Below are 13,332 nucleotides of genomic sequence, written 5' to 3'. Positions count from 1 at the left end.
TCGCCATGCATCTGTCCAAAGTTTCCGCCATCTCGTTCGATCTCGATGACACGCTGTGGCCGTTCGGCCCTTCCGTCGAACGGGCCGAGGCGTCGCTGCATGCGTGGCTGATCGCGCATGCGCCCAATACCGCGAGCGTACTGCCCGCATCGCAGGCACTGAGCCAGCTGCGCGACGAATACGAGCGCTTGCGCCCGGACCTCGTCGGTGACTACCGCGCATTGCGCATCGGATCGATCCGGCTTGCGCTCGAACGCGCGAACGAAGACGTCACGCTGACCGACCGCGCATACGACGTGTTCTATTCCGCACGAAACCAGGTCGAGTTCTTCGACGACGTGTTGCCGGCGCTCGCGTGGTTGAGCGCGCGATTTCCGCTGATCGCGGTGACGAACGGCAATGCGGATCTTGGGCTGACCGGCGGCGGCGAGTTCTTCCGTGAAACGCTCAGCGCGCGTGCGTTCGGGTTCGCGAAACCGGAGCCGGAAATCTTTCACGCGGCTGCCGCGACGCTCGGCGTGCCTGCGGCGGAACTGCTCCACGTCGGCGACGACTTTCACCTCGATATCGTCGGCGCATTGAATGCGGGGCTGCAGGCGGCGTGGGTCGTGCGCCGCCAGGACACGGAAGCGGAGCACGCGGCGCAGCGTGCTCCGTCCCCGCATCTGACCGTTAGCGACCTGTCGGTGCTGTGTCGTGCGCTCGGCGGCCCCGTCGAAGCGTCGTAACCGGAAGCCGGCCAGGCCGCTGGATCGCGCGGCCGAGGTCGATCGTCCCCGTCGGCACGATCGACCGCCGCGTCACGCCGCCTTGCGCGCGTCCGCGATCCGCTGCGGCGCCTTCGGCCGCGCATAAAGCCGCTCGAGATACGCGCGCAATTGCGGGAACGGTTCGATCAGGTGGCATTCGCTCGCCCAGTCGATCAGGTAGACCGTCACGCAATCGGCCACCGTCAACGAATCGCCGACGATGAATTCGCGTCCTTCGAGATGCGTGTCGAGGATCGCGGCCATCGTCGCGAAATCCTCGCGGGCCAGCTCGATATCGGCTGGCGAGCGCTTTTCCGGCGGATAGATGAACGAATGGCGCGTAATCCGCCACAGCGGCTGCTCGAGCTCCGTCACCGCGAACATCACCCACCGATAGGCCTGCGCGCGCAGCGCCGGATCGACGGGCAGCAGCGCCTTCTCCGGGTACTTGTCCGCGAGATACAGCACGATCGCGGCCGACTCGGGAATCACGAGGTCGCCGTCCACGAGCACGGGCACCTTGCCGGCCGGATTGAGGCGCAGGAATTCGGGCCGCTTGTGCTCGCCCTCGAGCAGGTTGACCGACACGAACTCGAAATCCGCGTCCAGTTCCTTGAGCCCCCAGAGCGCGCGTTGCGAGCGCGTGCCGGCGAATCCGTAAAGCTTCATCGCAATGTCTCCATCGATAATGTCGGGAAAAATCGCCGCGCACGGGCGACGGGCCATCGGCCGCGACGGCCGCGCACGCAGCGCCTGTCGCCGCTCACATGCCCGGCACCGCGAGCACCGGCATCACGTCGATCGCGTCGCCCGGGAACAGCGTGAAATGCGGATGGCCTTCGAACAGCGCGGCGGCCGCATCGTGCGAAGCGGCGCGCACGACGGTGAAGCCGCTCATCGCATTGGCGGTGTCCGTCACGCCACCCTTGTCGATGGTCTTGGTCTTGCCGAGCGGCCCGCCGAGCTCGACGACCGCGTCGCGATGCCGCTCCACCCACGCATGCCATGCGGCGATCCCCTCGCGCTCCCGCGCACGCCGCTCGTCTTCCGGGAGCGCCATCCATGCCTTCATCCCCGGGCTATCCTTGCTGCCGAGGAATACCGCGAGATACAACTGCTGTTGCGCACTCATGCTTCCTCCGTCCGATGGCGGGAACGACGGGCTGCCGCTCCTCGCCCTTGACACAATAGGTTGATATCAACACAATTGCAACATGGCACGCAAAGAAATGCTCCCCTTCGAAACGACGCTGATGGTGCGCGATTGCTGCCTGTGCCTGCACATGCAGCGCGCGGCGCGCAATCTCGCGCGCATCTTCGACGATGTGCTGCGTCCGCTCGATCTCACCAACGGCCAGTTTTCGCTGTTGATGTCGCTGAACCGCCCGCAGCCGGCCGCGATGAAATCGGTCGCGTCGTTGCTCGCGATGGACCGCACCACGCTGACCGCCGCGCTCAAGCCGCTCGAGCGGCGCGGGCTGCTCACGATCACGCAGGATCCGGACGACAAGCGCAGCCGCCTGCTCGAACTCACGCCGGCCGGCCATCGGTTGCTCGCCGAAGCGTTCCCGCTGTGGCAGCAGACGCACGCCGAAATTGAGCGGCCGTTCGCAGCGGGCGAAGTCGATGTGCTGCGCGGGCAGTTGCGCGCGCTGTCGGAGGATCCGGTTACGCGCGGCTGACGTGGCGCGCCATGCGCTTCACTTGCGCCCCTTCGTCGGCATCAGCAGTTGCGCGAACTCCTGCAGAAAGCGCACGGGCCCGTGCGCGTGCAACGCCTGCCCGCTGCTGAGCGCGCCGTCGATGACGGTCGCGAGGCGCAGCGCGTAGGTTTCCGGTTCGTCGATCCGCATCGCGCTGGCCAGCTCCGTCAGCCGGCGCCGCAATTCCTGTTTGTGCGCGACGGCCACCTTGCGGGCCGGATGATTGCCGTCCGCGTACTCGGCGGCGATATTGATCTGCGGACAGCCGCGATAGCCGGGGCGCTCGATGCGCTCGCCGATCCACCGCAGTTGCGCATCCAGTTCCTCGCGCGGCGTGCGCCGGTACTGCGCGGCCACCGCGTCCCAGTGCGCCCAGAAATCCGCGTCCTCACGCAGCAGGAACGCCTCGATCAGGTCGTCCTTCGTCGCGAAGTGTCGATACAGGCTCGTCTTCGCGACGCCCGCCTGCGCGACGATCAGGTCCACGCCGACCGCCCGCGTTCCTTCCTGGTAGAACAGCGCGCTCGCCGTTTGCAGAATGCGTTCGCGCGTATCGGGCGCGCGCCCGTTCGTGTCCGTTCCCTTTTTCATCCAAGCCCGGCCGCCGAGGCCGCCTGTCCCGCGAAAGTGCATCCGATGATAGCACCGGGAAGTTGACGACGCTACAGGTCTGTACTATAAAACAGACCGTTCTGTATCGGAGTTGATCATGGACGATCGAATGACGGTTGCAGTGTATGGCGCCACGGGTCACACGGGGCGGTTCGTCGTGGCCGAACTGGAACGGCGCGGCCTTGGCGCGATCCGCATCGGGCGCGATGCCGCGCGACTCGCGCAAGGCGGCCACGACGCGGCGCCGTGGCGCGTCGCGTCGGTCGACGATCCGGCCGCGCTCGACGCCGCATTGCGCGGCGCGCATGCGGTGATCAACTGCGCGGGCCCGTACCTCGATACCGCGCTGCCGCTCGCCGACGCGGCGTTGCGGGCCGGCATTCCGTACCTCGACCTGACGGCCGAGCAGCCGTCGGTCCAGGCGCTGACCGACCAGCGCGATGCCCAGGCACGCGCCGCCGGCGTGACGCTCGTGCCGGCCGCCGCGTTCTACGGCGGCCTGGCCGATCTGCTCGTCACGGCGGTCGTCGACCCACGTGAGCCGATCGAGCGCGTCGATGTCGCAACCGGCCTCGACAGCTGGCATCCGACGCGCGGCACGCGCGTGACCGGCGCGCGCAATCATGCGATCCGGTTGATCCGGAAGGACGGCAAGCCGACCGAGGTGCCGTCGACGCCGCGCGAACGCAGGTAGTCGTTCCCGGCGCCGCTCGGCGACATCGACGTGACGCTGCTGCCGTTTTCGGAAGTGATGACACTCGCGCGTCATCTGCGCATCGATACGATCGAGTCCTGGCTCGCGACGCGCGCGCTGCGCGACGTGCGCGATGCCGGCACGCCGCCGCCGCAACCGGCCGACGCGCTCGGCCGCTCGGCGCAGCAATTCGCGATGGACGTGGTCGCCGTGCAGAACGGCACCCCGCATCGCGCGACCGCGTCGGGACGCGACATCTATGCGGTCAGCGCGCCGATCGTCGTCGAGGCGGCGCGCCGCCTGCTGCGCGGCGGGACGCCGACGCCGGGCGGCGTACGCAGCCTCGGCGAACTGTTCGACGCACGCGATTTTCTCGCGGCGCTCGACACGGTCGCCGTATCGTTCGACACGATCACCGATCGGAATTTCAACCGGAGGAACGAGCATGAGCCGCAATAACGACGAGAAAGCCGCGTATTTCCGTTCGCTTCACCGCGCGGGCCAGCCGCTCGCGCTGTTCAACGTGTGGGACGCCGGCAGCGCGCGCACGGTGGCCGACGCGGGCGGCGTCGCGCTGGCGACCGGCAGCTGGTCGGTCGCGGTGGCCAACGGTTTCGTCGACGGCGAGCAGATTCCGAAAGCGCTCGCGATGGAAGTGCTCGCGCGGATCGCGCAGGCGACCGACCTGCCCGTCACCGTCGATCTCGAAAGCGGGTATGGCGAGCGGCTGGAGGATGTCGCCGACACGATCGCGCGCAGCATCGAGGCCGGCGCGATCGGCTGCAATCTCGAGGACAGCTTTCCGGCGACGGGCGAACTGCGCGCCGTCGACGCCGCGGCGGCGCGCCTCGCGGCGGCACGGCAGGCGGCCGACCGCGCCCAGACCGGCTACTTCATCAACGCGCGCACCGACGTGTTCTTCAAGGCCGCGGCCGACACACACGACGAACGTTTGCTCGACGACGTGCTGACTCGCGCGCGTGCGTACGCGGAAGCCGGCGCCGACGGGCTCTTCGTGCCGGGGCTGCGGTCGCCGGCGCTGATTCGCGCGCTGACGGCGGCGTCGCCGCTGCCGGTGAACATCATGCGTGTGGCGGAAACGCCGACACTGGCCGAACTCGCGTCGTACGGCGTCGCGCGCATCAGTCACGGGCCGTACCCTTACCTGCAGGCGATGAAGGCGCTTGCGGCAGTGGTCAGGCAGGGCGGCTGATCGGCCGCTGAATGTCGCATGAAGCAAACTGCGGGCACGCTGCAAGGTGCAGCGTGCCCGCGCCGATCACTTCATCCAGATGCGCTGGATTCCCGACCGACGGACCGCACCGGAGCGCGCTCACCGCGCGCGTCGAGCGGCCCGCGTGCACGTCACTCGGCGAGCGCCGGCGCCACGCCCACCCGCTTCGGCACGCCGGTCACGATCGTCGCGACCGCCACGGCCAGCACCACGGCCGCGCCGAGGAACACGCCGCCTGCGCCGTTCGCGTCGAACACGACGCCGCCCGCCGCCGCGCCCGTCGCGATCGCGAGCTGGATCGCCGCGACGATCAACCCGCCCGCGCTCTCGGCTTCATCGGGCACGGTGCGCGTGACCCATGTCGACCATGCGACCGGCACGCCGCCGAACGCCATTCCCCACAACGCGACGAGCACCGCGTCGATCATCGGTGCGCGGCCGAGGGCGACGAGCGCGACGCCGAGCACGACCATCAGCGCGGGCATCCCGATCAGCATCGGCCGCAGCCGGTGCTCGAGCACGCGGCCCGCGAGCGACGTGCCGACGAAGTTCGCGATCCCGTAGCCGAGCAGGATCGCCGACAGCCCGTTCACGCCGACACCGGCAACCTGTTCGAGGAACGGCCGCAGATACGTGAAGAACGCGAAATGCCCGGTGAACACGAGGATCGTCGCGAACATCCCGAGGCCGACGGTCGGCCGGCGCAGCACGTCGACGAGCGTGCGCAGTCGCGTCGTGCCGCTAGGCGGCATCGACGGCAGCGTCATCACCTGCGACGCGAACGCGAGACCGCCGAGTCCGGCCGCGATCAGGAACACGTTGCGCCAGCCGATCAGGTGCCCGAAATAACTGCCCATCGGCGCGGACGCGATCGTCGCGACCGCCACGCCGCTGAAGATGATCGACAGCGCGCGCGGCACCATCGCGGTCGGCACGAGCCGCATCGCGGTGGCGGTCGCCATCGTCCAGAAGCCGCCGAGCGCGACGCCGAGCACGACGCGGCCGATCAGCAGCGTCGTCAGGTTGGGCGCGAACGCGACCGCGAGATTGGACACGACCAGCAGCACCGAGAACGCGAGCAGCACGCGCCGGCGGTCGATCGTGCGCGTCAGCGCCGAGATCAACAGGCTCGTGACGAGCGCGACCGTCGCGGTGGCCGTGACGGCCTGGCCAGCCACGCCTTCGGTCACGCCGAGGCTGTCGGCCATCGGCGTGAGCAGGCTCGCGGGCAGGAATTCGGCGGTGACGAGACCGAACACGCCGAGCGTCATCGCGAAGACGGCGCCCCAGGCCGGCTCGCGGGGGGCCGCCGTGGTGGCGGCAGAGGAGATTCCGGGATTCATGCGTCGTTCCGAGTCGTATAGGGAAAATACTGATGAGGGCGTATCGTAAGGAACGACAGCAGGACGGTCTATGACATACAATCCGTTCTTGTTGATCGATCGTCCGAATTTCGCGATGTCCGAACCCCTGCTCCCTCCCGTCCCCGACGTGCACGACCTCGTCAGCGAGCTGCTGCTGGGGATGCGCCTGAGCGGCGTGCAATACCGCCGCATCCAGGTGCCGCGGCCGTTCGGGCTGAGTTTCGGCCATGCGCCGGGCCGCGCGCAGTTTCATTTCGTCGGGCGCGGGCCCGTGCTGCTGCGCGACGCGGACGGCACGACGATGCGGCTCGAGGCCGGCGACGCGATCCTGTTGCCGCACGGCCGCATGCACGCGCTGGTGTCCGATCCGGATGCGCCGTGCCGCGAGATCGGCGGATTCGAGGCCGCGAAGATCTGCGACACGGTCGCCGCGGTGGGCGCGACGTCGTGCGCCGCGACGGAGCCGGCCGCCGGCGATGCGCTGATCTTCAGCGCGTGCATGGAACTCGATCTAGGCGGCATGCAGCCGCTCGTCGGAACGATGCCGGAATTCATGCATGTCGGCACGCTGCTCGCGCGCTACCCGGAAATCCGCCCGATGCTCGACGCGATGGAGCGCGAATCGTGCTCCGAGCGCGCGGGCTTCGCGGGCATCCTCGCTCGGCTCGCGGACGTGGTCGCCGCGTTCATCGTGCGCGGCTGGGTCGAATGCGGATGCGGCGACGCGACGGGCTGGGTACAGGCACTGCGCGAGCCGAAGCTCGGCCGCGCGATCGTCGCGCTGCATCGCGATCCGGGGCGCAACTGGAGCGTCGCGGATCTCGCGGACGAAGCGGGCGTATCGCGCTCGGTGTTTGCCGAGCGCTTTCTCGCGGCCACCGGGATGACGCCGGTGCGTTACCTGACCGAGCTGCGGATGCGGCTCGCCGCGCAGTGGATCGCGCGCGAGGGCGAGACGATCGAAGCCGTCGCGTACCGGCTCGGCTACGGGTCGCTCGCCGCATTCAGCCGCGCGTTCAAGCGCGTGGTCGGCAGGCCGCCGGGGGCGGTGCGTGCCGAAGGCGACACGCACGCCGACGTGTGACGTACAACGCCTCGCGCAGCGCGGGGCCGGGCGAATGCCTTCCGAATCGCACCGGCATCAATCGATCCGCCGTCGCCCGTGACGACTGCGTTCAGCCGCTGCGCGCGTCGAGCTTGTCGACCAGCGCGGTCGCGCACTGCACGGCCAGCGCCGCGCACTGCTCTGCGTCCACCGGCGCACCGTTTGCGACGGTGCCCTGCACGATCCGGCCCAGCAAATCTTTCGAGAGATCGGCGATCTCGTTGTCCCGTTCCGTCATGATGTTCCTCCTTGCGCGCCGCGCCGATGGCGGGCGACGCGCTCACTTTCCCCTGGCCGCTCAATGCCCTTTCGCGCGCACGACGATCTGCGCCTGCGTGTCGCGCTCGATGCGTTCGAGCGACGCACGCAGCGCCGTGAACTCGTCGGGCGTGCAGACCTGACGGCCGAATTCCGCCTTCATCCGCCGCGTGACCTGCACGATCCGCGTGGCCGCATCGAATACGTAATGCGACGCGAAGTCGACGAAGCGGTCGTGCACGGCCGCATCGGCCGGCAGGTCGGTCACCGCGACGTCGGGCGGCAGCGCGATCTGGCCGGTCTCCTCGAACGTACCGCCGACGCACGTCCACGGCTGCGTGCGCACGGGTTCGGCCAGCCAGCCTTCCACCTGCGTCGCGATGCCGCCCGTGAGGCTCGACAGCACGGGCACGGCAGTCGTGCCGTCCGGCCACACGAAGTGATCGAGCGTACCGGCATACGTCACGTCGAACGGGCCGCCCGTCGCACGGCGATCGCTCGTCGTGATCCGTGCGCGACCGCGCAACCCGCTTTGCCGCAGGCGTTCGTTCGCGAGCTGCCGGATGCGGTCGGGCGCCGCACGGCGAAACAGCGTGCGTTCGAGCTCGGCGGTCCAGCCGTCGTCCTCGACGAGCGCGTGGAACGGCGCGGCGCCCGGTCGCGAGGCATCGATCGCCACGCGCGCGGTGCGGTGTTTCGGCTGCATGGCGGGCGTGCGCGACAGCACGCCGGAGTCGACGAGCAGCGCCGGCCGATCCATCACGATCGGCGGCAGGTAGCCGAACGCGATGCCGGCCGTCGTGGTGTCGGCGTAGAAGCCGAAATCGGGCAGCCATGTGATCGCGTGATTGATCGCGCCGCCGCCGTAACCCGGCACCGACGGCAGCGTGTACACGGAGCCGAGATTGATCAGCACCGGTTCGCTGCGGATGCCGACGGCCGCGAGCAACGCGCCGAACAGCGCGACGTGGTCCTTGCAGTCGCCGTAGCGATTGCGCAGGATGTCGGTCACGCGATGCGGCGCGGCGGCCGTCTCGCCGAGAAAGAGCGCGACGTAGCGCACGTTCGCCTGCACCCAGTCGTACAGGATGCGCGCCTTGTCGTGCGGATCGGCGGCGTCGGCGGTGAGCGCGCGTGCGAGTTGCACGACGGCCGGATCGTTCACGCCCGGGTCGACGGCCGCGTCGCGGTAGCGCGCGGCGAACGCCGCATAGTCGGGCAGCGTGGATACCACGAGCCGGTCGCCGTAGGTCGGGTAGCCGACCGCGCCGCTCTCGATGCGCTCGTACGGGCCGTGCCGGTAATCGAATTCGTAGCGCGTGCGGCCGTTCGCGGTCACCGGCGGCAGTGCGACGTAGCCGCGCGTCCGCGTGCAGCGTCATGTCGGCCGGCACGTCGAAGATCAGCCGCTGGTTCTCCACCGGCTCGCGCGACGGTTCGACGTAGTAGCCGAAATACCCGACGTTGACGGGCCTCGTGCGCGACTTGCGGAACGCAATGCGCGTGCTCGACCCGGCCTCGACGCCCGGAAACACGACGGTGCGCAGCAACCCGTCCTGGAACGTCGGCGCGCCGGCCGAGCGCGGCTCCTGGACGTCGCGGATGCCGTCAGGGCCGACCGGATGCGCGACGCCGTCGCGATCGATCGTCTCGGCCGCGAGCAGGTCGACCTTCTCCAGGTTCTTGTCGAACCACACGTAGCGCTGCGCGACGGGGTCGATGCCGTTCGCGTTGTTCGCTCGCAGTGTCGAATCGTCGTGCTCGTCGAGCGAACCGTCGTGCTGGATCACGAACACATGGACATCGCTGACGAGCGTGACGGGCGCTTCGTCGCCCGTGTCCGCGAAAGCGGGACGCACGAATACCAGCGCGACGACGGCGGCGGCAACCGCCAGCGCGGCGGCACGGCCCGGCAGCCTGCCCGTCGATCGGAACGGAAAACGCACCACGTCGAAGCTCTCCGCGCGTTCGTGTTCATGTCGGGGCGCAACGGACACGCATGCGCGCGCCACGCCCTGTCGTTCAGTCCAGTGTGGGTGACGCGCCCGCGAGCGTCAAGCCGCTGCGGGCCGCCGGCGCGGCTCGAGCGGTCCGTCACACTTTCACGGATCGGCTTCGCGAGATCGCCATTTACATCACGTCGTGACATATAATTCGGACAGGTAACGATGCATGCGACGTCGCCGAAACGAATGACGAGTCCGTCGAATTCGACACGCCGGCATGGGGAAGGAGACATCATGCTGATCAACAACGATTTCGAAATCGGTTATCTCGTGATCGCGTTTGCGCTGCTGGGCGTGATCCTGATCGGTGCACTGCTCACATCGCTGCATCTCGAGCGTTGGCATCCGAAGCTGGTCGGCGCCGCGATCGGCGCACTGCTCGGGATCGCATTGATCGAGGCGATGCCGATGCTCACGTAAGCGCGGCTTGGCCCCTCGCTCGTTCCCCCTCCCCGCCACGCACCTCCGGCGCGGGGTCGGAACGGGCCGGCACGCGTGACGGAGGGATCATGGAGTTCGCGCTCTGCCTGGCCTGGCATCAATGCGGGATTCGCGCGGGCGCGTTGGCCGGTCCGGGGGCCAGTCGGCTGACGCCGGCTCACGGAGCCCATCGTTCCCCAATCTGTTGGAGGCGACATGGAAAACGGTATCGTCGCGACCATCCTGCTGCTCGCGGTCCTCGTATTCGCGGTGCTGTTCTTCGCGGAACGGCGCAGCCGCGACAGCACGCGCGACCGGCTGCTGCACCGCACGTCGCGGCGCTCGGCACGCTCGCATAGGCACCACCATTCATAAGGGGCAAGCGCCGCGCACAAAAATCGGCCGACGGCATGGCGTCTCGCGACGCCACGCCGTCGGCCTTGCAGCGGAGGTCCGGTTCCCGGGCAGCCGGCGCACGTGGCGCGCCTACACGCCCCACATCACGTGCCGCCCCTGTTCGCAGGCCGCACGCATCATGTCCAGCAGCGGCCACGCGCGTTGCGCAAGCCCGCCCGCATGCGGCGGCAACTCGCTGCGCAATGCCTGCGTCGAGCGCTCGTGCGCGCTTTCCCGCGTCATGTCGTCCCTGATCGCCTGCTCGAGCCGCGCGATGGCACCCGGCAATTCGTCGGCGGAAATCACGCCGCGCACGTCGAGCCCCTTGCCGGCAATTCCCAGCAGGTACTGCGCCAGATCGCTCAACATCACGATGTCCGGTGCGGCGGACGACCGAAACGTCACCATCATCGCCATGCTCCGTTGTCGTCGCCGCGGGACCGCGCGCCGTCATTCGCCGACGGTCGCGGCGAGCCCTGCCTGCGCGGCGATGCCGATGTGCACGGTCGTCGCGCCGAGCTTCTGAACCGGTGGTTCGCCCGGCACGATGTGCGCATCGTACGGCAGTGCGTTTGCGGCGCACCCGCCGCAGACAACTGCCTGCCTTTATTTTATGTCACATTATGATGCATTCAAGCATCAGGCCCGGGAATGACGGCACGTTTGGCGCAAAAGCTGCCAGTGTGCGCCGGGGATGCCGCGCGCCGTGCGGCACGCGCGCGGCGCGCATCGTCGCGTCAGTGACAGTCGCCGATGCGCTTGCCGCGCCACGTCCAGGCGAGCGTATACGCGCCAGCCTGCGCATGCTGACCATGCAATTGCCCCTTCAGGTCGTAGCGCGTCGACGTCACGTCGCCGGTCACGGTCGCATTGCCGCGGCCCTGTTCGTTCGCGCAGGTCAACGCGACCTTCAGTGTCGTGCCTGCATAGTTCCAGTTCGTAATCGTGCATTTGACGTTGTCGCGCTGCAGGCGCGACGCCATCGTCTTGCGCAGGTTCTTCGCATCCGCATCGGTCAGGCACTGGTCCGGCGCCGGGTCAGTGCCTTGCGGCAGCGGCTTGCCGTTCAGCGTGTATGCGGCTTCGTCGTGCCAGATACCCGGCGAGACGGTCTGCGCGAATGTCGAGAAAGCAATGCCGGAAAGACCGGCGGCAACCAGCATTTTCATGGGGTCGAGGATCGATTGAAAGGCGCATGCGCGGCAGCGCATGCGCTCGGTCCGGAAGGTGTTATTGCTGCACGAGTTCGACGCGGCGATTCTGCGCGCGGCCGGCGTCGTCGCCATTGGACGCGATCGGCGACAACGACGCGACGCCCTTCGCGACGAGCCGCGCCGGCGCGACCTTGTAGGACGTCGCAAGCGCCTGTGCGACCGCCTCCGCACGCTTTTGCGACAGGTCGACATTGTGTGCGAACTGCCCTTGATTGTCGGTATGGCCGACGATGTAGACCTTGAGCGCCGGGTTCGCCGTCAGCAGCTTCGCCATCTCGTCGAGCTGCGGCTTCGACTCGGGCTTAACCTGTGCCTTGTCGGTATCGAAGTAGATGCCGTACAGCGCGACCTTGCCCGTCGCTGCCAGGCCCTTCTGCAGCGCGCCGGAATCGAGCACCTTGACCTGGCCGGTCTGCATCGGCTTCACTTCGACCACTTCCTCGTAGACGAGCGTCCGCTTGTTCGACGCCGAATCGTCCATCACGTGCAGGAACACATATGCATCGCCCGACGCGCGCGGCAGCTTCGCGAGGATCGTCCGGTGCTTGTCGCCGAAGTACGCTTCGCCTCCACCCGACTTCATCATCTTGTTGGAGCTGATCACGAAGCGCTGGAACTCGAGGCCGTTGCCCTGACCACACTGATCCTGCGTACAACGAAACAGAATCTGGAACCCACCCTTCTGCAACGCGTCGAGATAGTTGCGCTCGACTTCCAGCGTCGATCTGTTGCCGCCGATGGTATACGCGACACGCGTCACCTTCCCTTCCAGCGCCAGGCCCTTGGCCGCCTTGACGTTGTCGATCGGCTGGTTGGGCAGAAACGCTTCGTCGAACTCGGTCTGCGAATAAGCGTTGATGGTCGCGCCGGAAAAGCGCGTGAGCAGCGGATGATCCTTCGAACCCGGTACGTCGCCGGCGGCAGAGGCCAGCGTGGAGAGCGTCAGCAGCGCGACAGCGGACAGCCCGCGCAATGTGGATGTTGCAGCCTTCTTCATTGAGTCCCTCGGAAAAGGTTTTGTTGTGTGATCGAAAGCAACGAAGCGCGCGAATATTACCAAATCTTTCCGGACAAAATATCGATACCTGAATATGTTTTCAGCGCCCTTCCGGCGACAACGTTTTCGTGCGCCCGATTCGCGACCGCGAGCCCGCCGCCGGCCGTGAGCGCGAGCAACGTCGACGTGTACCGCATCGTCACCTGGCCGTTCGGCACGCGCGGATCGGACGCTCAGCAGGAAATGCAGGAGGACGAAGCCACGCCCGACACCAGCCCCGGCTTCCCCCCGAGCAACGACGTCGCGATGCGCCAGCCGTGGCGCCGGTCGGGAACAGCTCGATTTCCTGCTTGTAGCCGAGCGCGATGACGAACACGGCCGCCACAGTGGCACACGCAAGGAACAGCGCAAGCGGCGTGTGGTGCACGAGCGCGAGGAACGCCTCTTCCTGGCCGTAGCACGATGGCGATATCCGGTCGGCGCCGGGCTCGACCCAGGCCCCGACGGCGTCACGCCGACCGCAAGCCGCATGCGGGTCGAGCGCGTTCAGCGGCTTTCCGACGCGCGACCGACACACCCT

At 68.0% G+C, this 13,332-nt stretch carries 16 protein-coding genes and 2 pseudogenes; 8 read left to right on the top strand and 10 right to left on the bottom strand.

Annotation, left to right across the window (positions count from 1 at the left end):
• Positions 1-5 precede the first annotated feature (5 nt).
• Positions 6-728 carry an HAD family hydrolase gene (locus tag WI26_RS16885; protein WP_069227757.1) on the top strand — a complete coding sequence of 241 codons (723 nt, stop codon included), beginning with the start codon at positions 6-8 and terminating at the stop codon, positions 726-728.
• Positions 729-800: 72 nt separating this feature from the next.
• Here the strand turns inward: WI26_RS16885 and WI26_RS16880 are convergent, their stop codons facing one another.
• Positions 801-1,418 (bottom strand): glutathione S-transferase family protein, encoded by a 618-nt coding sequence (locus tag WI26_RS16880; RefSeq protein ID WP_069226586.1) that lies wholly within the window; start codon positions 1,416-1,418, stop codon positions 801-803.
• A gap of 94 nt (positions 1,419-1,512) precedes the next feature.
• Entirely contained in the window at positions 1,513-1,881 is a 369-nt protein-coding gene (locus WI26_RS16875) for a YciI family protein (protein WP_059466077.1), read from the bottom strand.
• Positions 1,882-1,963: 82 nt separating this feature from the next.
• Between WI26_RS16875 and WI26_RS16870 the strand changes: the two genes are divergently transcribed.
• The gene (locus tag WI26_RS16870) at positions 1,964-2,431 is read left to right on the top strand and encodes a MarR family winged helix-turn-helix transcriptional regulator (RefSeq protein WP_059509478.1); all 468 of its coding nucleotides are present in this window, start codon (positions 1,964-1,966) and stop codon (positions 2,429-2,431) included.
• An 18-nt stretch (positions 2,432-2,449) separates the two neighbouring features.
• On the opposite strand, the gene WI26_RS16865 is transcribed toward WI26_RS16870, so the two are convergent.
• Positions 2,450-3,043 (bottom strand): TetR/AcrR family transcriptional regulator, encoded by a 594-nt coding sequence (locus WI26_RS16865; protein ID WP_069226585.1) that lies wholly within the window; start codon positions 3,041-3,043, stop codon positions 2,450-2,452.
• 118 nt (positions 3,044-3,161) lie between these two features.
• On the opposite strand from WI26_RS16865, the gene WI26_RS33035 reads away from it, so the two are divergent.
• Genes WI26_RS33035 through WI26_RS16855 form a run of 3 tightly spaced genes read left to right on the top strand, consistent with a single transcriptional unit; the run spans position 3,162 to position 4,971 of the window.
• On the top strand, positions 3,162-3,758 hold the full coding sequence (locus tag WI26_RS33035) for a saccharopine dehydrogenase NADP-binding domain-containing protein (protein ID WP_236849346.1): 597 nt from the start codon (positions 3,162-3,164) through the stop codon (positions 3,756-3,758).
• A 30-nt stretch (positions 3,759-3,788) separates the two neighbouring features.
• Complete coding sequence (locus tag WI26_RS33030; protein WP_236849345.1) at positions 3,789-4,217, top strand: hypothetical protein; 429 nt, start codon at positions 3,789-3,791, stop codon at positions 4,215-4,217.
• A complete protein-coding gene (locus WI26_RS16855; protein ID WP_060320089.1) occupies positions 4,204-4,971 on the top strand; it encodes an isocitrate lyase/PEP mutase family protein in 768 nt (255 codons plus the stop codon). Before WI26_RS33030 ends, WI26_RS16855 begins: the two co-directional genes overlap by 14 nt.
• Positions 4,972-5,123: 152 nt before the next feature.
• On the opposite strand, the gene WI26_RS16850 is transcribed toward WI26_RS16855, so the two are convergent.
• Positions 5,124-6,335: an MFS transporter gene (locus tag WI26_RS16850; RefSeq protein WP_059466081.1), complete on the bottom strand. Its 1,212-nt coding sequence runs from the start codon at positions 6,333-6,335 to the stop codon at positions 5,124-5,126.
• A 70-nt stretch (positions 6,336-6,405) separates the two neighbouring features.
• Between WI26_RS16850 and WI26_RS16845 the strand changes: the two genes are divergently transcribed.
• A complete protein-coding gene (locus WI26_RS16845; RefSeq protein WP_069226584.1) occupies positions 6,406-7,440 on the top strand; it encodes an AraC family transcriptional regulator in 1,035 nt (344 codons plus the stop codon).
• A 91-nt stretch (positions 7,441-7,531) separates the two neighbouring features.
• On the opposite strand, the gene WI26_RS32740 is transcribed toward WI26_RS16845, so the two are convergent.
• On the bottom strand, positions 7,532-7,699 hold the full coding sequence (locus WI26_RS32740) for a hypothetical protein (RefSeq protein WP_167359251.1): 168 nt from the start codon (positions 7,697-7,699) through the stop codon (positions 7,532-7,534).
• A 60-nt stretch (positions 7,700-7,759) separates the two neighbouring features.
• A pseudogene (locus WI26_RS16840) lies at positions 7,760-9,668 on the bottom strand (DUF3857 domain-containing transglutaminase family protein).
• Positions 9,669-9,959: 291 nt separating this feature from the next.
• On the opposite strand from WI26_RS16840, the gene WI26_RS16835 reads away from it, so the two are divergent.
• Positions 9,960-10,145, top strand: coding sequence for a hypothetical protein (locus tag WI26_RS16835; protein WP_059466084.1), 186 nt, complete (start codon positions 9,960-9,962; stop codon positions 10,143-10,145).
• A gap of 216 nt (positions 10,146-10,361) precedes the next feature.
• Positions 10,362-10,520 carry a hypothetical protein gene (locus WI26_RS32735; RefSeq protein WP_167359250.1) on the top strand — a complete coding sequence of 53 codons (159 nt, stop codon included), beginning with the start codon at positions 10,362-10,364 and terminating at the stop codon, positions 10,518-10,520.
• Between the two features lie 111 nt (positions 10,521-10,631).
• Here WI26_RS32735 and WI26_RS16830 read toward each other — a convergent pair whose 3' ends face one another.
• The 4 genes and pseudogenes from WI26_RS16830 to WI26_RS33025 form a co-directional block, all read right to left on the bottom strand.
• Complete coding sequence (locus WI26_RS16830; RefSeq protein WP_059540417.1) at positions 10,632-10,952, bottom strand: DUF1840 domain-containing protein; 321 nt, start codon at positions 10,950-10,952, stop codon at positions 10,632-10,634.
• A 326-nt stretch (positions 10,953-11,278) separates the two neighbouring features.
• The gene (locus tag WI26_RS16825) at positions 11,279-11,710 is read right to left on the bottom strand and encodes a DUF3617 domain-containing protein (RefSeq protein ID WP_059540376.1); all 432 of its coding nucleotides are present in this window, start codon (positions 11,708-11,710) and stop codon (positions 11,279-11,281) included.
• Positions 11,711-11,771: 61 nt separating this feature from the next.
• Positions 11,772-12,752 (bottom strand): OmpA family protein, encoded by a 981-nt coding sequence (locus WI26_RS16820; RefSeq protein ID WP_059466086.1) that lies wholly within the window; start codon positions 12,750-12,752, stop codon positions 11,772-11,774.
• Between the two features lie 257 nt (positions 12,753-13,009).
• Positions 13,010-13,329 (bottom strand): annotated as a pseudogene (locus WI26_RS33025) (amino acid transporter); the annotation flags it as partial.
• Positions 13,330-13,332: the final 3 nt, after the last annotated feature.

It is taken from the genome of Burkholderia diffusa, from assembly GCF_001718315.1.
Lineage (GTDB): Bacteria > Pseudomonadota > Gammaproteobacteria > Burkholderiales > Burkholderiaceae > Burkholderia > Burkholderia diffusa_B.
This window is presented reverse-complemented; position numbering and strand designations above follow the sequence as displayed.